The following is a 21,874-nucleotide window of genomic DNA, read 5'->3' on the forward strand; positions in this document are numbered from 1 at the left end:
CGGAACGACGGGAGGGTCGGCGCAGCGTGGCGAATGCGGAGCACAGTGTGAGCACAGACGCGGCGACGGGGGCGAGGATCAGGGCTGCTCGGGCCCTGCTCTGGATTGTTGTGGCCGCACTGGCCGTACGGCAGATGGCGGTGGTGCTGCGGCAGCCGCCGGGCGAGCGGCTCACCGACCTGGAGACCTGGATCGGTGAGAACGGTGTCCTGCATGTCACGGGCTCGCTGTACGACACCGACCGGTTCACCGGCACGCCGTTCGCCGGGTTGGTGCTGAAGCCGCTGGCCAGGGCGGCGGAACAGGGCCTGGGCGTCGCCTGGACCTTCGGTTCGCTGCTGCTCGTCGCCGCCCTGGGCATCATCGCGGCCCGCGCGCTGCCGGGCCCGGTCACCCGCCGCACCGCTCTGCTGGCCGCCCCTGTCGCGATCAGCCTGCTGATGCTCTCCCTGCCGGTCCGTGACGCGTTCCACCTGGGGCAGACCAGCATCCTGCCGGTCCTGCTGGTGCTGCTGGCCTGTTTCACGGTGCGCGGAGAACGCGCCTCCGGTCTGTTGATCGGCCTCGCGGCCGCGCTCCAGCCGACCGTGCTGCTCTTCGCGGTCCTGTTCCGGCTCACCGGCCGCAGGCGGGCGGCCGTGACCGGCGGCGCCGCGTTCGCCGCCTGCACCGCGCTGGCCTGGGCCGCGATGCCACGCGACTCATGGACCTACTGGGTGCACCATGTCGCCGGCGCCGGGCTCGGCGACGACCCCGACAGCCTCGCCAACCAGTCCCTGCACGGCGCGCTGCTCCGCTTCGGACTGACGGGACCGATCGAGATCGTGCTGTTCGTGGTGCTCGCCGCCGCCGTCTGCTGTCTCGGACTGCGCCGCGCCGTACGGTACGCGCACGACGGGCAGCTGCTCCTCGCCGTCGCCGTGACCGGCTGCGTCGCCGTCGCCGTCTCCCCGACCGCCTGGCAGCACCAGCTGCTCTGGCTGCTGCTCGCCGTGGTCGGCCGGGTCGGCAAACGGGCCTCCGACCGGCTGATGTGGCCTGCGGTCGTGGTGCTGGTGAGCACGCTGCCGGCGCAGATGCTGCTGCCGGGCATGGCAGTGCTCTCCCCCGTACGCGACAACGCCCTGCTGCTCGCGGCGCTCGGTGCGGCCTGTGCCGCGCCGTTCCTGTCGCGCACCTCGCCGTACTGGCAGCAGCCGATGCCCGCGAACCACGCCGTCCCGGCCCCGGCCCGCTGGAGCGGCGTCCCCCTGCTGCCGTTCTGGCGGCGGGTGCTCAGCCGCCCCAACCTGCTGCTGGAACTGCTGCTGATCAGGGTCGTGTACTCCGCGTACGGGGAGGTCAGGCTCGCGGCGACGGCCGGTCGCGGCACCGCCGAACACCACGGCCGCCAGATCCACTCCCTGGAGCAGTGGCTCCACATCGACATCGAGCACTGGGCCAACCACGCGGTCGTCGAGGTCGTCCGGCTGAGGGACTTCTTCGACTTCTACTACTCGACGTTCCACTTCATCGTGCCGCTGACCGTCCTCGGCGTGCTGTACGTACGGCGTCCCGCGGACTACCGCTGGGCCCGCAGCTCCATCGGCTTCGCCACACTCCTCGCGCTGGTCGGCTTCTGGCTCTACCCGCTGGCCCCTCCACGGCTGATGCCGGGGCTCGGTTTCATCGACACGGTCCATGGCGTCCAGGACTTCGCGAAGCCGGACTACGGAACGCTGACCTCGATGACCAATCAGTACGCGGCGATGCCCTCGCTGCATTTCGGCTGGTCGCTCTGGTGCGGAGTGGTCGTCGTCATGCTGGCCCCGAAGACGTGGATGAAGGCGCTGGGGGTGCTGCACCCGCTGTTCACGGTCTCCGCGATCGTGGCCACGGCCAATCACTGGGTGCTGGACGCGGTGGGTGGCGCGGTCGTCGTGGCGCTCGGCTTCGGACTGACCTACGTGCTGTCAGGGCCCCGGAAACTGCGGTCGCCGACCGTTCCGGCGGCGGCAAAACCCCTGGACGACCTGGCGGTTCCGGCTCCCCGTCCGGCCGCGAGGCCGACCGGCGACGCGGTGGGCGGCAAACGCAGGTGACCATGTCCGCGAGGAGTGCCGTCCGGGGACGGAACCCGGAGGCGCCGAAGGGGTGCGGGGGCCGAACTCGTCGTTCCCCGCACCCCTTCGGCATGGATCGTCGCTCGACCAGCATCCGTCCATCCGCTCCGGTCCGCCACTCGAACGGCTCAGAACCTGTCGGGTGACGTTCGATCGGAGAGCGGACGCGGCGTGGTGCGTGCGATTCCAAGGCGCCGGGACGGCCTCGGACGGGGTCTTCCCTGCGCCTTGAGAGCTCGGGGAAGGAGCTGCCAGGGCATTTCGGCAACGCCGGAGGGGGCCCCGGCTCTCAAGGCCTTGGGGGAGTGCGTGCCACGCCGTGGCCGCCCGATCAGAGGTCGCCCGACAGGCTCTCAGGGGGCCGACCCCAGGGCCCAGGCGGCGAGGGACAGCGTGGCCATGGACACCACTGTCGAGGCCACCACCGAGTTGCGGGCCACCCGGGTGTCCAGGCCGTACTGCTGGGCGTAGATGAAGGCGTTCTGAGCGGTCGGCAGCGCCGAGCAGAGCACGACGGCCAGCAGCTGATGGTCCGGCAGACCCAGCAGCGGGCCACCGACGGTGAACGCGATCAGGGGCTGGACCAGCGTCTTGAGGGCAACCGCCACCACGACCTCCGCGCGCCGTGTGTGCCCCGTACGCCCCGCTCCTCCTTCGCGCGCACCGCCCTTCGCGGGTTCCGTGGCCGGACCGTCGGTCGCCGGACGGCCGTTCAGGGAGAGGCCCAGCGTGATCAGGGCCGTCGGCACCGCGGCGGCACCGAGCAGGTCGCAGGAGTGGGCGAGGGCGTGCGGCAGCCGGAGTCCGAGCGCGGAGACGACGACACCCAGCAGCGAGGCCATGATGACCGGGTTGCGGACCGGCATGGTCAGCATCCGCCGGAACACGACGCCCTTTCGGGTGCCCGTCCCCGGCCCCTGCCCGGTGCCCGCGTCCAGCAGCGTCAGGATCACGGGCGAGACCAACAGCACCTGGAACAGGATGATCTGGGCGACGAACGACGCGTCACCGAGCACCTGGACCGCCACCGGGATGCCGAGATTGGCGGAGTTGACGTAGCCGGCCGTCATGCTGCCGATCGCGCGGTCGGCCGTGCCCCGGCCGAAGAACCGGCCGGCCGCCACGAAGCCGAGACCGCAGACCAGCGTCGTACCCGCCGCGAAGGCCACCATCGACGCGTTGGCGAAGTCGGCCGGCCGCGCCCCGGAGACCATGGCGAACAGGGCCGCCGGCATGGCCACATGGAAGACGAAGCGGCCGAGCACCGCTTCCGCCTGGGCGCCGAGGAGGCCGCAGCGGCCCGCCGCGCAGCCGATGGCGGTGAGGATCCAGATGGGGGAGAAGGCGGAGAGCAGAGCGTGCATTCCCGCCATGATCCACGCGCCGATGTGCTCATTTCGCACGGGGGTTCGGGCGGGAGCCGGGGCTGCCGGTACGGGTGGCGGGGGCCGGGGCGTGAGGGAGACGGCCCCCGCCGTCCGAAGCCGACGCGGGGCCGTCAGTCCCCGGCGGTACCGACGCCCGCACCGCGTGCGGCGGTGCTGACCTGCAGCTGCTTGATCCCGTTGAGCCAGGCCGAGCGCAGCCGTCGCGGGTCGCCGACCAGTCGCAGGTCCGGCAGCACGTCGGCGATCGCGTTGAAGATCAGGTCGATCTCCATCACCGCGAGCGACTTGCCGAGGCAGAAGTGCGGACCGCCGCCGCCGAAGCCGAGGTGGGGGTTGGGATCGCGGGAGATGTCGAAGGTCTCCGGGTTCTCGAAGACCTCGGGGTCGTTGTTGGCCGAGGAGTAGAACAGCCCGACCCTGTCGCCCTTCTTGATGTGCTGCCCGCCGAGTTCGAGGTCCTGGGTGGCGGTCCGCTGGAAGGAGACCACGGGAGTGGCCCAGCGGACGATCTCCTCGGCGGTGGTCTCGGGCCGCTCGCGCTTGTACAGCTCCCACTCGTCGGGGTAGGTGAGGAAGGCGTGCATGCCGTGGCTGATGGCGTTACGGGTGGTCTCGTTCCCGGCGACGGCGAGCAGGATCACGAAGAAGCCGAACTCGTCGGAGGAGAGATTTCCCTGACCCTCCGCGGCGACCAGCTGGGAGACGATGTCCTTGGCCGGACACTCCTTGCGGGCGGCCGCCAGGTTCATCGAGTACGAGACGATCTCCATGGCCGCCTCGGTGCCGACCTCCTCGGTGATCGCGTACTCGGGATCGTCGTACGCGGCCATCTTGTTGGACCAGTCGAAGATCTTGGACCGGTCCTCCTGCGGTACGCCGATGAGTTCGGCGATGGCCTGGAGCGGCAGTTCGACGGCGATGTTGGTGACGAAGTCGAACGAACCGTCGTCGTCGGCGGAGGCGAGAGCCGTCTCGACGATCGAGCGGGCCCGGCTGCGCAGGGCCTGCTCCAGGGAGCGGATCGCCCGGGGGGTGAAGCCCCGCTGGACGATCTGGCGGACCCGGGTGTGCTCGGGCGGGTCCATGTTCAGCATGATCAGCTTCTGGACGTCGATCTGGTCGCGGCTGATCGACTCGTTGAAGCGGATGACCGCCGTATTGGTGTGCGAGGAGAACAGTTCGGGGTGGGTGGAGACGTACTTGACGTCCGCGTGCCGGGTGACGACCCAGTAGCCCTCGTCGTCGAAACCGGAGATACCGGCCGGCTGGGTGCACCACCAGACCGGCGCGGTCTGCCGCATCTGTGCGAACTCCGGGTGCGGAATGCGGGCTTGGAGCAGGTCGGGGTCGGTGAAGTCGAACCCTTCGGGCAGATGGGGGCAGGGCATCGGCAACTCCAGGTCGGTCCGAGAGCCGCCCGAACGATGTCTGACGACCCATCAGAAGTTGCCCGAAACGTAGTAACGAGTTCTACAACTGGCAAGAGGGGTGGCCCGATCTGTTGCGTGGAGAGTGGGTGAGGCAGGCATGAAGCGGGCGCAAGGTGCGTGCAAGACCCTTGCGTACCCGGGGTAAGCCCCACAAGACTGCTCGAAGAACTAGAACGCGTACTAGTTACCTCCGCGGGCGCCGGGACGCCCCTGCGGAAGGGCGAGGAGAGGACGAGCTCATGGCCGCGGAACCCGTCATCGTCGAAGCCGTACGCACCCCCATCGGCAAGCGCGGAGGCGCGCTCGCCAATCTGCATCCCGCCTATCTGCTGGGTGAGACCTACCGGGAACTCCTCGGTCGCACCGGCATCCACGCCGACTGCGTCGAACAGATCGTCGGCGGCACGGTCACCCACGCCGGCGAACAGTCCATGAACCCGGCCCGCAACGCCTGGCTCACCGTGGGCCTTCCGTACGAGACCGCCGCCACCACCGTGGACTGCCAGTGCGGCTCCTCGCAGCAGGCCTCGCACATGGTCGCCAACATGGTCGCGGCCGGAGTGATCGACATCGGCATCAGCTGTGGTGTCGAGGCCATGTCGCGGGTGCCGCTGGGCAGCGGCTCCAAGCACGGACCGGGAAAGCCCTGGCCCGACGAGTGGAACGTCGACCTGCCCAACCAGTTCGAGGCGGCCGAGCGCATCGCGCGCAACCGCGGCCTGACCCGGGAGAACGTCGACTCGCTCGGGCTGATCTCGCAGGAGCGGGCCGCCGTCGCCTGGGCCGAGGAACGGTTCAAACGGGAGACGTACGCGGTCCAGGTGCCGACCACCGAGGAGGAGCAGGCGGCCGGTGAGGGGATGTGGCGCCTGGTCGACCGGGACGAGGGGCTGCGGGACACCACGATGGAGGGCCTCGGCCGGCTCAAGCCGGTCATGCCCACCGCGATCCACACCGCGGGCAACTCCTCACAGATATCCGACGGTGCCTGCGCGATCATGTGGGCGTCCAAGCGGATGGCACGCGCGCTCAAGCTCAAGCCGCGCGCCCGGATCGTCGCCCAGGCGCTCGTCGGCTCCGACCCGCACTTCCACCTCGACGGACCGATCGACGCGACCCGCGCGGTGCTCGGCAAGGCCGGCATGTCACTCAAGGACATCGACATCGTCGAGATCAACGAGGCCTTCGCCTCGGTGGTGCTGAGCTGGGCCCAGGTCTTCGGGCAGGACCTCGAAAAGGTCAATGTCAACGGCGGGGCCATCGCACTCGGCCACCCGGTGGGCGCCACCGGTGCCCGTCTGATCACCACGGCGCTGCACGAACTGGAACGCCGGGACAAGGAGTTCGCGCTGATCACCATGTGCGCGGGTGGCGCGCTGGCGACGGGCACCATCATCCAGCGGCTCTGACGGCGGGTCGGCGGGCAGGATTCGGCGGCTCTGGCACCGCACCCACGGGAAAGACCCCTGGCCGGGGTGTCGTCAGGTGTACCTCCGGTCGGGTGTCCAGGCCGATACCCGTGCCGTGCCCGGCTGCATAGCGTCATGGGCATGGAAAAGAACAGCGCTACGAACCAGTCGACTCGGAACAAGCGACGCCGCACCGCCCGCCGTGGACTGGCCGCCGCCACCGTGGTGGTCCTGGCCGCACTCGGCACCGCGCCCGCCGTCGCCCAGCAGCCCGTCGGTGCGGCCGAGTCCTCCCACACGCTCGCGGCGCGAGACAGGGGGGACCTCCTGTCCCTCACCCCCGTGGCCGACCTCGGCCGCGCCGACGTGGCCCGTTTCCTCGCCTCCGGGGGGATGGCGACCGACACCGTCCGCCACGGCCTGCGGGCCTACCGCCTCACCTACCGCACCGTCACCCCGCAGGGCGCCCCCACCACCGCCACCGGACTCCTCGTCCTCCCCAAGGGCGGCCCGCACCGACTGGACCTGGTCTCCGACACCCACGGCACGATGGCCCACCGCGACTACGCGCCCTCCGTCAGCGAGGACTTCGGCCGCTTCGCCCCCTATCTCCACGCCTCGGCGGGCCGTGCCGTCGCCGCCCCCGACTACCTCGGACTCGGCAAGGGACCGGGCCGCCACCCGTACATGGACACCAAGTCCTCCGTCACCGCCGCCGTCGACATGCTGCGGGCCTCCCGCACCGCCGCGCAGCGGCTGAACCGCCCGCTCACCGGTGATGTGTACGCGAGCGGCTTCTCCCAGGGCGGCCAGGTCGCGATGGCCCTGGGCAGAGCCCTCGACAACGGCGCCGACCGGCACTTCAAACTCCGCGCCCTCGCCCCCGTCTCGGGGCCGTACGACATCGAGCACGCCGAGATGCCCGCCCTGTTCGACGGCCGGGTCAACGACATCAGCGGCATCTTCTACATGACGTACTTCCTCACCGCGCAGAACAGGATCCACCCGCTCTACAAGGACCCCTCCGAAGCGTTCCGGGAGCCGTACGCGGGAATCGTCGACGACCTGTTCGACACCAACCACGTCGAGGAGCAGATCATCCCGGCGCTGCCCGGCACTCTGAAGGGACTGCTCACCGACGACTACTACCGGCAGGTCCAGCACCCCACCGGTGCCCTGCTGGCCGCGGTGCGCGCCCAGGACGGCAACTGCGCCTGGAAGCCGGACGTGCCCGTGCGCCTGTACTCCTCGTCGGGCGACACCGATGTGCCGATCGCCAACGCCCGCAACTGCGCGGCCGACCTGGCGGAGCACGGTGTCAGGGCCCGGGTGGTCGACCAGGGGACGACCGGCCACAACGCCACGTACATGAAGTCGGGGCCCCAAGTCGTGCGCTGGTTCGACACGGTCGCCGCGCGGCACTGAACCCGGTACCGGCGGGGCGGAGCCGGCCGGATCCCGGCCGGCTCCGCGCCGTGGGGCGGCGGGCAAGGACGCCCGCTCAGTACGGCACGTGGGTGGGGAAGGTGGCCGTGGGGCTGAACAGTGTCGCGTACCCGTCCTCGTGGCGGCGGTGCCGCCCGGACCGGCTCACCTCGGCGACCGGGGTCGCGAGCGTGAGCAGCCCGTCGTTGGCGAGTTCCTGCACGCGCATCAGCAGTGTCCTCACCTCCAGGCCGAGTTCGGCGGCGACCGTCTGCAGGTCGAGGCCGGACTCCCAGCTCCACAGCAGCACGGAGTCCATGCTGGGCGACCAGAACACCGTGTTCTCCACCTCGACGGGCGCTGCCGCGGCAGGGGCGGGCGGTGCCATGTCCGGCGGCGGGACGACCGTTTCCTCACGCGGGTGCGGCAACGGGATCTCGGGTACGACGGGGGGTTCTTCGATCGGCTCCGGCACCACCTGCGGGGGCCGCCTCAGGAGCTCCTCGGCGAGGGAGCGCGCGTCGGTGCGGCCCACCGTGCGACGTGCTAATCGCACCTCGCGTTCGTTGAGGCCCATCAAGTCCGCGATCGAGCCGTCGTCGCCGACCGTGACGGCGAATGCCGCGAGAGTCCTGCTGCGCTCGGCCTGCGCCTCGTCCAGCAACGCCTGTGCCTGACGCATGCGTTCGTCACTGGCACAGAAAGCTTCCGCCAGGACGGTGTTCCGATCCCAGAATTCACGAGGTTCCACGTAGGTGACAACGCTCCCGCGGCCATCGGGAACGGACGGCCGAGCAAAATGCGCCTAGATGGACCAACGAGTAATTAATCTCGCCAAGTTATATGAACTTGAATATTTTTCAAGTCCTGAAGGGTCTTGCGGCGTGGCGAAGGCCCCGACCGGTGGGCGGGGCCTTCGGGCGGGCTCAGGAGCCGTCGGCTCGGAACCAGTGGTTGACCTGCCGGAACGACCAGGCGGCGCACGGGCTGCCGCAGCGCGACTTCATGCAGTCCATGCCCCACCTGATCCGGGTCGTGGGGCCGGTCCTCCGGTCGGCGCCCGCGGAGGCCGTCTTCGAACCGGGCAGGGCCAAGGCGAGGCCGTACACGCCGGACGAGGCGTCGGTCGCACCGGGGTTCCAGCCGCTCTCGCGCCGGACGATGTCGCTGAAGCACCGGAACTGCGCGGCCACTGCCCGGCATCGTGGAGGACCGACGCCCTGTGGGAGTCCTCACTCACCGGAGGCGTCGAACGCGACCCGGGCCTCGAAGGCGGCCCGGCGTGTGGCCCGGCGCAGCGCCTTCAGCAGCGTCGGGCCGATGGTGAGGGTCAGCACCACGGTGAGTACGGCCCGGCCCAGGTCCCAGCCGAGCGAGGTCGTCGTGCAGTACGCGAGGAAACGGACCAGGTTCTCCGCCAACGGGTCACCCGCGTGGAACGAGATCCCCGAACCGAGACCGGGCACGATCGTCCAGCCGTACAGGTTCATCACCGTGCCGTACGCGAACGCCGCCACGAACCCGTACGCCGCGAGCATCAGCGGCTCGGCCCGCCCGCGCAGCCGGTCCGGCCCCGGCAGCAGGCCCGCGCCCATCGTGAACCAGCCCATCGACAGCATCTGGAACGGCATCCACGGCCCCACTCCACCGGTGAGCAGCGCGGACGCGAACATCGTCACCGAGCCCAGCACGAAACCGAAGCCGGGCCCGAGCACCCGGCCGCTCAGCACCATCAGGAAGAACATCGGCTCCAGCCCCGCCGTGCCCGCGCCCAGTGGACGCAGCGCGGCGCCGACCGCCGCCAGCACCCCCAGCATCGCCACCGCCTTCGCGTCGAGACCGGAGTCCGCGATCATCGCGACGACCACGCCGACCAGCAGCGGCAGCAGCGCGGCGAACAGCCACGGCGCGTCCTGGGAGTGCGCCAGACCGGAACCCGAGCCGGCCAGCAGCGGCCAGCCGAACGCGACCACGCCGATCGCGCTGATGAGGACGAGCGCGGCGATCGCGCGCGGCCCCAGACGTATCGGCCGTACCGGGCGCCGGTCCGCGGCGCGGCCCCTCCCGCCGGTCCTTCCGCTCATGCCCCGGCTCCCAGTGCGCGACGCACCTGTGTCACGGTCAGCCACTCCTGCGGGGCGAGGATCTTCGCGGTCTGCGGAGCGAACGCCGGGGAGGAGACCACCACCTGCCGGGTCTCCCCGTCCGCGACGATCTCCCCGTCGGCGAGTATCACCACGCGGTGTGCCAGCTCGGCGGCGAGCTCCACATCGTGCGTGGCTAGGACGATCGCGTGGCCCTCGGCCGCGAGCGCGCGCAGAACCGTGACCAGCCGGGCCTTCGCCGCGTAGTCCAGGCCACGGGTCGGCTCGTCCAGGAGCAGCAGTGGGGGCCTCGCGGTGAGCACGACGGCCAGGGCGAGCGCGAGCCGCTGGCCCTCGGAGAGATCACGGGGGTGGGTGTCGTCCGGCACACCGGGCAGCAGCTCGGAGACCAGGGCCCGGCAGGTGCCCGCCGCGGCGCCCGCGTCGGCGTCGGCCGCGGCGCACTCGGCGGCGACCGTGTCCGCGTACAGCAGATCGCGCGGCTCCTGCGGTACGAGCCCGACCCGGCGCACCATCTCGCGCGGCTGCGTGCGGTGCGGGGTCCGGCCGCCGACGAGGACGGTGCCGGTGGTGGGCTCGACCATGCCCACGAGCGTGGCCAGCAGGGTGGATTTGCCCGCACCGTTGCGGCCCATCAGGGCGACCGTCTCGCCGGGGGCGACGGTGAACGTCACCCCGTGCAGCGCCTCGACGCGCCCTCGCCGTACGCCGAGCCGCTCGACCCGGGCCGGGATGTCGCCCATAGGACCGGGAGCGGCGGTGGTCGGGGCGCCGCGGCCCAGCAGCCGGGCGAGGGCGCCGCGCCGCGCCGGTGCCGGGACTGCGGGCAGCTGGGCCACCATGGCCCCGGCCGGTCCGGACGGCGCGGCGGGCGGCCGTGCCGACGCCAGCCGCTCGCGCAGACCGGCCGCGCGGCGCCGGGCATCGCGGACCGAGAGCGGCAGCGGTTCCCAGCCCGCCAGCCGGCCCAGCGCGACGACCGGCGGGTGGACCGGGGAGACGGCCATGACGTCCGCCGGCGCGCCCATGACCGGTGCCGCGCCCGGTGACGGCAGCAGGACGACCTGGTCCGCGTACTGCACCACCCGCTCCAGCCGGTGCTCCGCCATCAGGACCGTCGTACCGAGGTCGTGCACCAGCCGCTGGAGCACGGCGAGGACCTCCTCGGCCGCCGCCGGGTCCAGGGCGGACGTCGGCTCGTCGAGGACCAGGACCTTCGGGTGCGGGGTGAGCACCGAGCCGATCGCGACCCGCTGCTGCTGGCCGCCGGAGAGCGTGGCGATCGGCCGGTCGCGCAGCCCGGCCAGGCCCAGCAGGTCGAGGGTCTCCTCGACCCGCCGCCGCATCACGTCGGGGGGCAGGCCCAGCGACTCCATCCCGTACGCCAGCTCGTCCTCGACCGTGTCGGTGACGAAGTGGGAGAGCGGGTCCTGACCCACCGTGCCGACCAGATCGGCGAGTTCGCGCGGCTTGTGCGTACGGGTGTCGCGCCCGTCGACCGTGACCCGGCCGCTGAGCGTGCCGCCGGTGAAGTGCGGCACCAGACCGCAGACGGCACCCAGCAGCGTCGACTTGCCGACCCCGGACGGGCCGACGATCAGCACCAACTCGCCCTCCGGAACGGTCAGATCGACCCCGGACAGGGTGGGGCGCCCGGTGCCCTCGTAGCGCACCGAGACATGCTCGAACCGGATCACTGGCTCTCCTTGGAATGCGGGGCGCCCACCGGGGGCGGCACGGGCGCCACCACGGCGGGCAACAGCCCGATCAGCACCGCCGCCGCGGGCCACAGCGGAAGCACGGGAGCGGCCAGCGGTACGACGCCCGGCCGCAGTGCCTCCGCGTCGACACCGCCCGCCCAGACCATCGCCACGGCCACGGCGACCCCCGAACCCGCCACCAGCCAGGCCCGCCCACCCCACCGGTCGGGCCGGTAGCGGGTACGGACCGAGCGGGCCCCGCCGAGCCGCAGCCCGGCCATCGCGGCGACCAGCCCGGCGATCAGCAGCGGCAGCCCGTACACCGCGCCCTGCGCGGCCAGCAGCCCGTACGTGCCCGCGCACACCCCGAGCAGCCCGCCGAGCGTGAGGACGTTCGTGGTGTGCCGGACGGCGGGCGGGACCTGGGCCGTGCGCCCGTATCCGCGCGCGTCCATCGAGGCCGCCACCGCGACCGAGCGCTCCAACGCGCCCTCCAGGACCGGCAGTCCGATCTGGAGCACCGCCTTGACGCCGCCGGTCGGACGGCCCCGCAGCCGCCGTGCGGTGCGCAGCCGCACCACATCGGCGACCATGTTCGGCGCGAACGTCATGGCGACGACGACGGCGACCCCCGCCTCGTACAGCGCACCCGGCAGCGACTTCAGCAGCCGGGCCGGGTTGGCGAGCGAGTTCGCCGCACCGAGACAGATCAGCAGGGTCGCCAGCTTCGCCCCGTCGTACAGCGCGAAGACCAGTTGCTCGGCGGTGACGCGGCCACCGATCCTGACGCCCTTCGCCCAGTCGGGCAGCGGCACCTCGGGGAGCGTGAACACCGGATGCGTCCCGGGGATCGGCGAACCGAGAAGGACCGAGAAGACCAGCCGCACACCGACGACGAACAGCCCGATCCTGATGAACGCCCCGTACGAACGGGCCCACGGCGCGTCCGTGCGGCGCGCCGCGACCACGTAGCCGGCGACCCCGACCAGCAGCCCGAGCAGCAGTGGATTGGTGGTCCGGGACGCGGCGGTGGCGAGACCGAGCGCCCACAGCCACCAGGCCCCGGCGGGCAGGGCGTTGCTCCGGGTCGCCCCGGGGGCGCGCAGCGGCCGGCGCGGCCGGACGGTGCCGGTGGCGCCGGTCACCGGGCCGCTGGTCGGGGCGGTCATCCGCGGCGGCGGCGGGCCTGCACGACTGCGGCGATGCCGAGGAGGAGAACGGCGCCGACGCCGACGAGCACCCCGGCGGACGGCCCGCCGCCGGAGCCGCCCGAACCGGCGGAGGCGGCGGCGCCCGGGGACACCGTCGCCGAAGGCGTCGCGTGCCCGTCGCCCGAGACCTGTTCGCCGCAGCCCGAGCCCGGATAGCCGGAGATGGCACAGAGCAGCGCGTCGCCGCTGTAACGCAAGGGTTTGGCCACCGAGGCGAGCGCCTCGGCGGTGCTCGCGTCCGGGGCGACCCGCGCGCACGCGGTACGCGGCGCGGGCGGCGTCTCGCCGGCCGGGGCGTCCGCCGCCGTGCCCGGGTCGATGACCAGCGCGACCCGCTTGGTGCCGCCCTGGGCCGGGGTGTCCGCGCAGATCTTCGCGAAGTCGGGGGAGCGGCGCGGCTTCGCCGAGTCCTGGGAGTCCTCGCTGACCGAGAACCGGAAGCCCTGCACCGTGCCGTCGTCCGGCCGGACCAGGGACGGGCCCTGGGTGGCGTACGTCCAGCCGGTGCCGGAACCCTCCCAGAACGACCAGTACCGGTACCCGGCCGCCTGGGCCGTCCCCGCGCCGAGCACGGCCAGGACGGCAGCCAGGGCCACCAGCAGCGCGGTGGCCCTTCCCGCCCGCCTCACAGCTGCCGGTTCTTGCGCCGGCCGCTGATCAGGAAGGCCGCGGCAGCGGCGACGACGAGACCGATGCCGATGAACCACCACACGCCACCGATCACGTCGTCGCCGCTGTGCACCTGGTCCTTCTCCGTGGCCTCGTACCCGGTGTCGGCGGACGGGTCGGGCGTCGTGACGGCTGCGGGCGCGGGACCGGTCGCGTTCAGCCGGTCGACCAGGTTGACGCCGTTGAAGTCGCGGGCGTCGGAGCCGGTCGCGTGCGCGGCCAGGACCAGCTGGGCGTAGGCGGCGGGACCGTTCTGCTCGGCCCAGGGGCCGGCGTTCTTCTTCAGCCAGGCCACGGCCTTGGCGGCCTTGTCCTGGTGGCCCGCGGCGGACAGGGCGACGACCGCGTCCGCGGTGTTGCCGAAGTCGGGCTGCGGGGTGGTGTCGGTGGCGCCGGGCATCGGGGCCAGGTCGAGGTGGCCGCTCGTGGCGAGGGCGTTCGCGAGGTAGTGGGCGCCGTTCTGGGCGGCCTGCTCGGGCGTGAGACCGGACCCCGGGTGGCAGCTGGTCCCCTTGGCTGCGGCGTTGTTCCCGACGGCCAGGGCCTTGCCCATCGTGCCGAGCACGGCGGCGGCGGTGGCGTCCGCGTTGGCGGCGAGCTTGCCGGCCTTGTCGGGCTGGTAGGCGAAGGCGCCGCCGTCCTTGCCGCCGCACGGGATCGCGAGCGCGAGCAGCGGGGAGTAGGGGGTCTTGCCGTTCGGGGTGGTGATGTCCGCGAGCCGCTGGCCCTGCCGGGCGAGGGCGCCGATCACCAGCGAGGTGGAGTTGGCGTCGCTGGGCGCGCCGGCGGTGTAGCCCCAGCCGCCGTCCTCGTTCTGTACGGACTTCAGCCAGCGGACCGAGTTGTTCACGGTGTCCCGGTGCCCGCCCACCTCGACGAACGCCTGCACGGCGACCGCGGTGGCATTGGTGTCCAGCACCGTCTTCCCGGTGCAGGGCCGGGACACGTCGGGCCGGTACGCGGCGTAGGCGCCGTTCTCGCACTGCTGGGCGATCAGCCAGTCCACCGACTCCGTGGCGGGCGTGACGCCCTCCAGCCGCTGGGCGAGGAAGGCCAGCGACTGCCGCCAGACACCGTCGTAGGTCGGGTCCTTCGTGCCGTACAGCCCGGACGGCAGGGCGATGGACGGCGAAGGGGTGGGGGACGGCGCCGCCACCGCGACCGGGGCAGCGGCCGCACAGAGCACGGTGGCGATGGCGGCGAGCGTTGCCGCGCTGCGGCGTACGGTCATGGCGGGCGGGGCCTCTCCTGCGGGGAACCGGGCACAGGCACGCTCAGGCACCAGGCTCCGGCTCCGTATACCTCGACGGTGCCGACCACCGGGGTTCCGGAGGTCGCGAGCCGGTCACGACCGCGGACAGGGCATTCCGGCTCACCGTCTGCGACGACGGTTCACGGCTGCGTGGTCAGCGCCGGATTCGCACCGGCTTCCCCCTGAACGGGCATGATGACGACCCGCACACTCTACCGGGCGGGGTCGGACGGGTTCCGGGGCCGTCCGGGGGCTCGTCCCCCACGGGACGGGCGCGGCCCCGGGGGCCCGACGGGCGACGTCGCACCGCGCTCGCCGGAAGTCCGGCCCGTGCCGGTGCCCGGGTGGCCGGGAGAGGGCGAAACGAGCCCCCTGCCCGACGGCCCGCCGCGCCCTTCACACCGCGATGTACGTCACCGGCTCGCTCCCCGCCACCGCCTGTGCGCGCCCCAGCCTGACCAGACGCCGCAGATGCGCCTCGGCCTCCGAGACGGCGATGTTCCGCGAACCGTGCGAGATCTGCTCCCACGGCCGGTTCCACTCCATCCGCTCGGCCAGCTCCCACGGCGTGAGCGGGGTGGCCAGCAGCTTGAGCAGTCCGGTCAGCCGTTCCTCGTGATGGTCCAGGAGTTCCCGTACGCGCCCCGCGGCGTCCGTGAACGCGTACTGGTGGGCGGGCAGCACCTCCGCCACGCCGAGCCGGCCGATGTGCTCCAGCGAGCCGAGGTAGTCACCGATGGGGTCTCCCCCGGCGGACGGGGCGGTGCCCGGCGCGGCGTCCGGGTCCTCGTACAGCCCGATGTGCGGGCTGATCCCCGGCAGCAGATGATCCCCGGAGAACAGCCGCCCCCGGCCCGGCAGATTCCGCGGATGCTCCTCCTCCAGATGCAGACAGACATGACCGGGCGTGTGCCCCGGAGTCCAGATCGCCCGCAGTCGGCGGCCCGCCAGGCCGAGGAGCTCACCCGGAACGATCTCCCGGTCCGGGAGCGCGGACCGCAGCCCCGGCAGCGTGCGCATCCGGCCGCCCTCGACCGCGGCCCGCAGCGGCGCGAGATGCTCCTGGGGCGCACCGACCGCCGTGAGCTTCGTCAAGAGGTACGACAGCCAGGTGCTGGGCCGGGCCTCACGGGTGCGGCGCACGATCGCGGCGTCCGCCGCGTGCATGGCGATCCAGGCCCCGGACGCCTCGCGCACCTGGCCGGAGAGGCCGTGGTGGTCGGGGTGGTGATGGGTGATGACCACACCGTGGATGTCGCCGATGCCCGTACCGATGGCGTCGAGCCCCGCGGTGAGGGTGTCCCACGCCTCCGGATCGTCCCAGCCCGTGTCGATCAGGACCGGCCCGCGATCGGTGTCGAGGACATGGACGAGGGTGTGGCCGAGCGGATTGTCAGGGATGGGGACCTTGATGCTGTGCACGCCCCCGCCATGGTCGGTCACCTGCGTCATGGGCTCCCCATCTCTCTTCGAGGCCTGGTCGGCGCACCGGACGTACGGCGTGCGGCGCACCGCGCCCACTGTAACGAGAACTTGTTACAGTAGTAGCCCCGGTCGACCATCTGTCGGTACGTCCATCTGCCCGGCGTGCCCGGGGAGTTCGGGGTGCACGGGATCACGGGACGGCCGTGCCGGTGGGTACCGGGCGCGGGGCGGTCCGTACGGCCGGAGCCCCGCGCCGGGCGGTGGGGCCGGGTCACCGGCCGGGCGGCCGGTGACCCGGATCACTCGTCGCTCATGCGGCGTCCGCGGCCGGCCGGTGCCACACGAGTCGCGGGGCGCGCGCGCCGTCGCCGGCTCCCTCGGTCGGGGGGAGCAGGGTTAATCGGTCCCCCTCCACCCGCCACCGGCGCTCCTGCGTGGTGCCGACCCATGGGCGCAAGGACGCTATCCGCAGATGGTGGACGACCAGGTCGCCCGTCACCTCGTAGGTGCCCGCGTATCCCAGGTACGGAGAAGTCCTGAACAGGGTCGCGGTGTCGACCGGTCCGGCCGTCCCCTCCTCCGGGGAGGGCTCGGGGTCCGGGTTCAGCACGCTCACCGACATGTGGCCGTCGGCGGTGTAGGTGATCAGTCCTGTCGGACTCTGCCCGAGGGGGTGTTCGAGCGTGTCGCCGGAGGCGTCCATGATGGCGAAGGTGCTCAGCAACCAGGCACCCACGAGGGGGTGTTCCCAGGTGCCTGGCCCCGGGGTGGATGGGTGATTCGGTTCGGTGCGGGATGGGGTGCGCACGTGTTTCCCTTCTGAGCCGGCGGAATTCGGAACCTCTGGAGCGGGTGCGTGGGGGACGGGGTCGTTCTCGTCCCTACCCGTGCGGCACACCGTGGAAGCGAGGGGCGTGCCGCGAAAGCCCGGGTGGTGCGACGGCGGCCGTCCGGCCGCGCGCGTCGTCGAAGCCGTGGACTCCTGGAACTGGAACTGGTATCAGTTCTGACACGGAGTCAGGTAACGTGCCGGGTCGCGGGAGGCAGCAGCCATGACCGAGCTTGTCGAACACGGAAAACTGTTCATCGGCGGGGAGTTGGTCGATCCGCTGGGCCGGGATGTCATCGAGGTCGTGTCGCCCCACACCGAACAGGTCATCGGCCGGGTGCCGCACGCCTGCGAGGGGGATGTGGACCGGGCCGTCGCCGCCGCCCGGCGGGCGTTCGACGAGGGGCCCTGGCCGCGGATGACCCTGGACGAGCGGATCGTGGTGATCACCCGGATCAAGGACGCGTTCGCCGTGCGGTACGAGGAGATCGCCCGGGTCGTCAGCTCGCAGAACGGCACCCCGTACACATCGAGCGTCATGGTGCAGGCGCTCGCCGCGATGATGGTGTGGGACGCGGCGATCACCGTCGCCCGCACCTTCCCGTACGAGGAGCGCCGGGACGGGGCTCTCGGGCCGCTGCTGGTGCGCCGGGAGCCGGTCGGGGTGGTCGCGGCCGTGGTGCCGTGGAACGTTCCGCAGTTCACCGCCGCCGCGAAGCTCGCGCCCGCGCTGCTGGCCGGCTGCTCCGCCGTGCTCAAGGTCTCGCCCGAATCCCCGCTGGACGCCTACGTCCTGGCCGACATCGTGGCCGGGGCCGGGCTGCCGGAGGGGGTGCTGTCGATCCTGCCCGCCGACCGCGAGGTCAGCGAGTACCTGGTGGGGCACCCCGGCGTCGACAAGGTGTCGTTCACCGGGTCCGTGGCCGCCGGGCGACGGGTGATGGAGGTCGCCTCCCGCAACCTCACCCGGGTCACACTGGAACTGGGCGGCAAGTCCGCCGCCGTGATCCTCCCGGACGCCGATCTGGAGACGGCCGTCGCCGGGATCGTTCCCTTCGCCTGGATGATCAACGGCCAGGCGTGCGTCGCCCAGACCCGCATCCTCGTCCCGCGCTCCCGCTACGACGAGACGGCCGAGGCGTTCGCCGCCGCCGCGAGCGCGCTGCAGGTCGGCGACCCGCTCGACCCCGCCACCGAACTCGGCCCCCTCGTCGCGCGGCGCCAGCAGCAGCGGTCGCTCGACTACATCAGGATCGGCCAGGACGAGGGCGCCAAGATCCTCACGGGCGGCGGACGTCCGGCGTCCCAGGACCGGGGCTGGTACGTGGAGCCGACCCTCTTCGGTGACGTCGACAACTCCATGCGCGTCGCCCGCGAGGAGATCTTCGGTCCCGTCATCTGCCTCCTGCCGTACGGTGACGAGGACGAGGCCGTACGGATCGCCAACGACTCCGAGTACGGCCTCAGCGGCAGCGTCTGGACCGCCGACACCGAGCGCGGCATCGACATCGCGCGCCGGGTCAGAACGGGCACGTACAGCGTCAACACCTTCAGCCTCGACATGCTCGGTCCCTTCGGCGGGTACAAGAACTCCGGTCTGGGGCGGGAGTTCGGGCCCGAGGGGTACGCCGAGTACTTCGAGCACAAGATGATTCATCTGCCGGCCGGATACGAGGGGGCGTGATGGGGGACCGCTGGGCCGTGGAGGTCGACCGCGGGGTCTGCATCGGTTCCGGAATGTGTGTGAACCACGCCCCGGGAGGGTTCGCGCTGGATTCCGCCCGGCAGTCCCGTCCGTCGGCCCCGGAGACCGATGCCAACGAGCAGGTGCTCGCGGCGGCCGAGGGATGCCCGGTCGAGGCGATCACGATCACGCTGATCGGCTCGGGGGAGGTCGTCTTCCCGCCGGAGGACTGAAATGGTGTTCCAAGGGCTGTCCCGTAACCCCTGGCGGGCGCACGACGACAGCTACGGCACCTCGCCGCGTTGTCGGAACAACCGCATACATCCGGTATGCGGACGTCCCTCCGCCTCGCGATGCACCGCATCCGACGCCGCGCGCTCTCCACCAGGGGTTACGGGACAGCCCTTGGCAAAGGTACTTGTCAGCAATTGAGGGCTTCGGGCTCGACGGTTCCCGGCGGGCGGTCGAGGTGCGGGCGTACCCGATGCGCACCGGCCGCTGTGGGACGGCCCGCCCGCGCTCGCCGGCCGGAATGGTCAACGGGTCAGCACGGCGTCGGGCGATGGTCCGGTCCGGCGTCGCCGCTCGGAGCGGCCATGTCATCCGGAGTCAGGGAGTGGATGCGCGGTATCGGTGAAGCCAGTAGCCAGAGCACGGACAGCGTTCCCCCGGCGGCGCCGATGAGGAGTGTCGTCCGCAGGCCGAAGGTGGTGGCGAGCAACCCGCCGACGACGGCTCCGAGGGGACGTATGCCGTAGTTGACGGTGCTGAACGCGCCCGCCACACGGCTGCGCATGCCATCAGGGATCACGCTGGTCTGGAGGGAGTTGAGGTTGACGTCGAAGAGCATGACGCCGATCCCGGAGAGGAACTCCGCCGCGGCCAGTGCTCCGGCGCGGGCCCAGAGCGGGCCTCCCGCGCCGGCCGCGACGGCGATGGGCGCCGGAAACAGCACGGCTCCCACGACGATGCTGCGCCCCACTCCGATACGTCGCGAGATCCTCGGGGCGAGGACGGCGCCGAGGAAGGCGCCGGTCGAACCGACCCCCAGGGCCAGTCCGATCACTCCGGCGGACAGCCCCAGGACGCGGCTGGCGAACAGGACCATCAGCCCGCTGCCTGCGACAAAGGTGAAGAAGTTGACAGTCATCGCGCAGCAGAGCCCGGCGCGCAGCACCGGGTGCCGCGTGACGAAGGTCATCCCCTCCCGGGCACGTCGTAGCAGTGAAGGAACCGCTGCCTCGTCGGTGCCGGCGGGCGATTCATCGAGCGGGATCCGCCCTATCAGGAACGCGGACGCCACATACGACAAGGCATCGACGACGACAGCAAAGGGTGCGGTCAACGCTTGAACGAGACCGCCGCCGACCGCCGGGCCGACCACGTGCGACACCGACCGGCTGGCACTGAGCCTGCTGTTCGCCTCGACGTAGGACGAGCGGGGCACGAGATGAGCGAAGAAGGGCGGATAGGCGGTGTTGAAGAGCACCGCCGCGGTGCCGGTCGACACCGCCACGGCATACAACTGACCGAGGCTCACCGCGTCGAGCAGGTATGCGACGGGGAGGCTGAGCAGCACCGCGCCGCGCACCAGATCGGCGAAGACCATCAGGCGGCGCTTGTGGACCCGGCGGTCGACCCAAGCCCCCAGAACGATCGCGAGCAGATTCGGAGTCCAGACGAGCGCGGTCAGCCACGCCACCTGGTTGGCCGAGGCGCTCAGCGCTGTCACGGCGATCAGCGGCAGTGCCAGTTCGGTGATCCGGTCGCCGAACTCCGAGATCGACTGCCCCGCCCAGAACCGGCGAAAGCGCCGGTCACGCCACAGGGATATCGGGGCGCCCGCCGCCGGGGCGCTCACGGTGTCCCGCCGGCCTGCTCCTCGTCCTGCTCCGGCAGGGCATAGCGCATCAGCTGGACACCGCGGCTTCCGGCCGGACGCTCGGCAGGGTTGCGTGTCACGTAAGGCGCGAGCACCTGCTCGATGGCGTCCTGGATCGCCGCAAGCTCCTCCGCCGAAACGACCACACGGGTGTTGGCCAGACCGGCAGCCCTCTGCCACAACGGGTCCAGGCCGGGCTCGACTTCGGCCACCCACCTGCTCGGCAGATCTCCGTAGCGCACAAACATCTCCCGGGACAACGCCCGCGCGGCCGACCTGCCCTCCTCGCCCTCCGGCGCCTCGAACCGGAAACCGCGCGCTGCCGCCTCCCACCGCCGTTGCCGACGGTCCGCCCCGGCCTCGGCATCCCGGACCAGTCCGAAGCCTGCCAGGTGCCGCAGATGCCAACTGGTCACCGAGGGAGTCGCTCCGACATGGGGCGCGAGTTGCGTGGCCGTCGCCGGCCCGTGCCGGTGGAGGCGGTCGAGGATCGCCAGCCTCACCGGATGTGCCAACGCCCGCATCGCCTGCGGATCGGTGATCTCGACATCGCCCAGCCGATTCCTGGAATCCATGACGTGAGAGTGTCCTCTCATAAAATGTGAGAGTCAACTCTCACATTGAATGTGCGTACGCTCACCGTCCCTCCCCGGCCCGGCACCGCACCCCGTCCCTCCCCGGCCCGGCACTTCACCCCGTCCCCTCCCCGGCCCGGCACCTCGCCCCGGACGGCGATCCGGTCTCCGGGGGGAGACGCCGGGCCCGCGGTCGTCGTGCCGTCGCCCGGGTGCACGAAGGCATCCGGGGACCCGGTCCGTCCGTGCACCCGACTCGACGTCGTCCGAGGGGCATTGCGGGAAACGGCCTGCGAGCCGGCCCGGAACCGGGCGGGCGCGCCCGGGTCAGCGGGAGGGGAAGGGAGCCAGGCGGCGGTCCCATTCGTCCGCGGCCCGGCGCAGCTCCTCGGTGCTGGTCCTGATCTCGATGACGAACTCGTCCTCTCCCTTGTCGCCTTCCCGCCACACGGGCGACGCCTCGTAGCAGAGGTGCACGCGGACCGCCCCGGCGCCGTGGCCCCCCGCGGCGTGACTGAAGGACAGAACGGGCTCCAGGAAGGCGAGATCCGGCAGCGTGCCCGTCAGCGTCTCGCCACCGGCCGCGCGCAGCCACGGCGAGATCTGACGCGCCTCGCCGGTCAGCAGGCACGGGTCGGTGAAGGACCAACTGGCCTCGGGCGTGGTCACCTCGCCCTCGACGACCAACCAGTTGTCGTCGTACCGGTCGCCGACGACCACCGGGAACTGATAGCGCAGCGGGCGCAATTCGATGCGGTGTTCCTGATCCGTGAGCAGCACCGCCCAAG

General features: G+C 71.8%; 19 protein-coding genes and 1 riboswitch. Of the genes, 5 read left to right on the forward strand and 14 right to left on the reverse strand.

What is annotated here, in order from left to right; all coding sequences use genetic code 11:
- Positions 1-95 precede the first annotated feature (95 nt).
- Complete coding sequence (locus tag ACIQCZ_RS09980) at positions 96-2,081, forward strand: bifunctional glycosyltransferase 87/phosphatase PAP2 family protein (protein WP_402281277.1); 1,986 nt, start codon at positions 96-98, stop codon at positions 2,079-2,081.
- Between the two features lie 374 nt (positions 2,082-2,455).
- Here ACIQCZ_RS09980 and ACIQCZ_RS09985 read toward each other — a convergent pair whose 3' ends face one another.
- Positions 2,456-3,466: an AEC family transporter gene (locus ACIQCZ_RS09985; protein WP_402281120.1), complete on the reverse strand. Its 1,011-nt coding sequence runs from the start codon at positions 3,464-3,466 to the stop codon at positions 2,456-2,458.
- Positions 3,467-3,600: 134 nt separating this feature from the next.
- Positions 3,601-4,878 carry a cytochrome P450 gene (locus ACIQCZ_RS09990; RefSeq protein ID WP_402281121.1) on the reverse strand — a complete coding sequence of 426 codons (1,278 nt, stop codon included), beginning with the start codon at positions 4,876-4,878 and terminating at the stop codon, positions 3,601-3,603.
- A gap of 281 nt (positions 4,879-5,159) precedes the next feature.
- On the opposite strand from ACIQCZ_RS09990, the gene ACIQCZ_RS09995 reads away from it, so the two are divergent.
- A complete protein-coding gene (locus ACIQCZ_RS09995) occupies positions 5,160-6,329 on the forward strand; it encodes a steroid 3-ketoacyl-CoA thiolase (RefSeq protein ID WP_351086656.1) in 1,170 nt (389 codons plus the stop codon).
- Between the two features lie 141 nt (positions 6,330-6,470).
- A complete protein-coding gene (locus ACIQCZ_RS10000; protein WP_402281123.1) occupies positions 6,471-7,754 on the forward strand; it encodes an alpha/beta hydrolase in 1,284 nt (427 codons plus the stop codon).
- A gap of 76 nt (positions 7,755-7,830) precedes the next feature.
- Here ACIQCZ_RS10000 and ACIQCZ_RS10005 read toward each other — a convergent pair whose 3' ends face one another.
- The 9 genes from ACIQCZ_RS10005 to ACIQCZ_RS10045 form a co-directional block, all read right to left on the reverse strand.
- The gene (locus tag ACIQCZ_RS10005) at positions 7,831-8,436 is read right to left on the reverse strand and encodes a hypothetical protein (protein WP_402281124.1); all 606 of its coding nucleotides are present in this window, start codon (positions 8,434-8,436) and stop codon (positions 7,831-7,833) included.
- A 244-nt stretch (positions 8,437-8,680) separates the two neighbouring features.
- On the reverse strand, positions 8,681-8,947 hold the full coding sequence (locus ACIQCZ_RS10010; RefSeq protein WP_402281125.1) for a hypothetical protein: 267 nt from the start codon (positions 8,945-8,947) through the stop codon (positions 8,681-8,683).
- Positions 8,948-8,986: 39 nt separating this feature from the next.
- On the reverse strand, positions 8,987-9,838 hold the full coding sequence (locus ACIQCZ_RS10015; RefSeq protein WP_402281127.1) for an ECF transporter S component: 852 nt from the start codon (positions 9,836-9,838) through the stop codon (positions 8,987-8,989).
- On the reverse strand, positions 9,835-11,556 hold the full coding sequence (locus ACIQCZ_RS10020; protein WP_402281128.1) for an ABC transporter ATP-binding protein: 1,722 nt from the start codon (positions 11,554-11,556) through the stop codon (positions 9,835-9,837). Before ACIQCZ_RS10020 ends, ACIQCZ_RS10015 begins: the two co-directional genes overlap by 4 nt.
- Entirely contained in the window at positions 11,553-12,728 is a 1,176-nt protein-coding gene (locus ACIQCZ_RS10025) for an energy-coupling factor transporter transmembrane component T (protein ID WP_402281130.1), read from the reverse strand. Before ACIQCZ_RS10025 ends, ACIQCZ_RS10020 begins: the two co-directional genes overlap by 4 nt.
- Positions 12,725-13,399 (reverse strand): SCO2322 family protein, encoded by a 675-nt coding sequence (locus ACIQCZ_RS10030; RefSeq protein ID WP_402281132.1) that lies wholly within the window; start codon positions 13,397-13,399, stop codon positions 12,725-12,727. The genes ACIQCZ_RS10025 and ACIQCZ_RS10030 overlap by 4 nt, the downstream gene beginning before the upstream one ends.
- Positions 13,396-14,670: a prenyltransferase/squalene oxidase repeat-containing protein gene (locus ACIQCZ_RS10035; RefSeq protein WP_402281134.1), complete on the reverse strand. Its 1,275-nt coding sequence runs from the start codon at positions 14,668-14,670 to the stop codon at positions 13,396-13,398. The genes ACIQCZ_RS10030 and ACIQCZ_RS10035 overlap by 4 nt, the downstream gene beginning before the upstream one ends.
- 107 nt (positions 14,671-14,777) lie before the next feature.
- A riboswitch (cobalamin riboswitch) is annotated at positions 14,778-14,913 on the reverse strand.
- Positions 14,914-15,087: 174 nt separating this feature from the next.
- Positions 15,088-16,143, reverse strand: coding sequence for an MBL fold metallo-hydrolase (locus ACIQCZ_RS10040; RefSeq protein ID WP_402281136.1), 1,056 nt, complete (start codon positions 16,141-16,143; stop codon positions 15,088-15,090).
- 283 nt (positions 16,144-16,426) lie between these two features.
- The gene (locus ACIQCZ_RS10045; protein WP_402281137.1) at positions 16,427-16,852 is read right to left on the reverse strand and encodes a lipocalin-like domain-containing protein; all 426 of its coding nucleotides are present in this window, start codon (positions 16,850-16,852) and stop codon (positions 16,427-16,429) included.
- Positions 16,853-17,168: 316 nt separating this feature from the next.
- On the opposite strand from ACIQCZ_RS10045, the gene ACIQCZ_RS10050 reads away from it, so the two are divergent.
- Together ACIQCZ_RS10050 and ACIQCZ_RS10055 are read left to right on the forward strand one after the other, a co-directional pair.
- Complete coding sequence (locus ACIQCZ_RS10050) at positions 17,169-18,629, forward strand: aldehyde dehydrogenase (RefSeq protein WP_402281139.1); 1,461 nt, start codon at positions 17,169-17,171, stop codon at positions 18,627-18,629.
- Complete coding sequence (locus ACIQCZ_RS10055) at positions 18,629-18,862, forward strand: ferredoxin (RefSeq protein WP_402281140.1); 234 nt, start codon at positions 18,629-18,631, stop codon at positions 18,860-18,862. Before ACIQCZ_RS10050 ends, ACIQCZ_RS10055 begins: the two co-directional genes overlap by 1 nt.
- Positions 18,863-19,173: 311 nt before the next feature.
- Here ACIQCZ_RS10055 and ACIQCZ_RS10060 read toward each other — a convergent pair whose 3' ends face one another.
- The 3 genes from ACIQCZ_RS10060 to ACIQCZ_RS10070 form a co-directional block, all read right to left on the reverse strand.
- Positions 19,174-20,490, reverse strand: a complete 1,317-nt coding sequence (locus ACIQCZ_RS10060) for an MFS transporter (RefSeq protein ID WP_402281142.1) — start codon at positions 20,488-20,490, stop codon at positions 19,174-19,176.
- A complete protein-coding gene (locus tag ACIQCZ_RS10065) occupies positions 20,487-21,086 on the reverse strand; it encodes an ArsR/SmtB family transcription factor (protein ID WP_402281144.1) in 600 nt (199 codons plus the stop codon). Before ACIQCZ_RS10065 ends, ACIQCZ_RS10060 begins: the two co-directional genes overlap by 4 nt.
- 327 nt (positions 21,087-21,413) lie before the next feature.
- On the reverse strand, positions 21,414-21,866 hold the full coding sequence (locus tag ACIQCZ_RS10070; protein WP_402281146.1) for a hypothetical protein: 453 nt from the start codon (positions 21,864-21,866) through the stop codon (positions 21,414-21,416).
- Positions 21,867-21,874: the final 8 nt, after the last annotated feature.

The sequence above is a fragment of the Streptomyces sp. NPDC093149 genome, assembly GCF_044754145.1.
Taxonomy (GTDB): Bacteria; Actinomycetota; Actinomycetes; order Streptomycetales; family Streptomycetaceae; genus Streptomyces.

Bases quoted from the DNA above. Each gene is read 5' to 3' on its own strand.
- ACIQCZ_RS09985 (WP_402281120.1), bottom strand. From the start codon at position 3,466: ATGCACGCTCTGCTCTCCGCCTTCTCCCCCATCTGGATCCTCACCGCC.
- ACIQCZ_RS09990 (WP_402281121.1), bottom strand. From the start codon at position 4,878: ATGCCCTGCCCCCATCTGCCCGAAGGGTTCGACTTCACCGACCCCGAC.
- ACIQCZ_RS09995 (WP_351086656.1), top strand. From the start codon at position 5,160: ATGGCCGCGGAACCCGTCATCGTCGAAGCCGTACGCACCCCCATCGGC.
- ACIQCZ_RS10000 (WP_402281123.1), top strand. From the start codon at position 6,471: ATGGAAAAGAACAGCGCTACGAACCAGTCGACTCGGAACAAGCGACGC.
- ACIQCZ_RS10005 (WP_402281124.1), bottom strand. From the start codon at position 8,436: ATGCGTCAGGCACAGGCGTTGCTGGACGAGGCGCAGGCCGAGCGCAGC.
- ACIQCZ_RS10015 (WP_402281127.1), bottom strand. From the start codon at position 9,838: ATGAGCGGAAGGACCGGCGGGAGGGGCCGCGCCGCGGACCGGCGCCCG.
- ACIQCZ_RS10025 (WP_402281130.1), bottom strand. From the start codon at position 12,728: ATGACCGCCCCGACCAGCGGCCCGGTGACCGGCGCCACCGGCACCGTC.
- ACIQCZ_RS10035 (WP_402281134.1), bottom strand. From the start codon at position 14,670: ATGACCGTACGCCGCAGCGCGGCAACGCTCGCCGCCATCGCCACCGTG.
- ACIQCZ_RS10040 (WP_402281136.1), bottom strand. From the start codon at position 16,143: ATGACGCAGGTGACCGACCATGGCGGGGGCGTGCACAGCATCAAGGTC.
- ACIQCZ_RS10050 (WP_402281139.1), top strand. From the start codon at position 17,169: ATGACCGAGCTTGTCGAACACGGAAAACTGTTCATCGGCGGGGAGTTG.
- ACIQCZ_RS10055 (WP_402281140.1), top strand. From the start codon at position 18,629: ATGGGGGACCGCTGGGCCGTGGAGGTCGACCGCGGGGTCTGCATCGGT.
- ACIQCZ_RS10065 (WP_402281144.1), bottom strand. From the start codon at position 21,086: ATGGATTCCAGGAATCGGCTGGGCGATGTCGAGATCACCGATCCGCAG.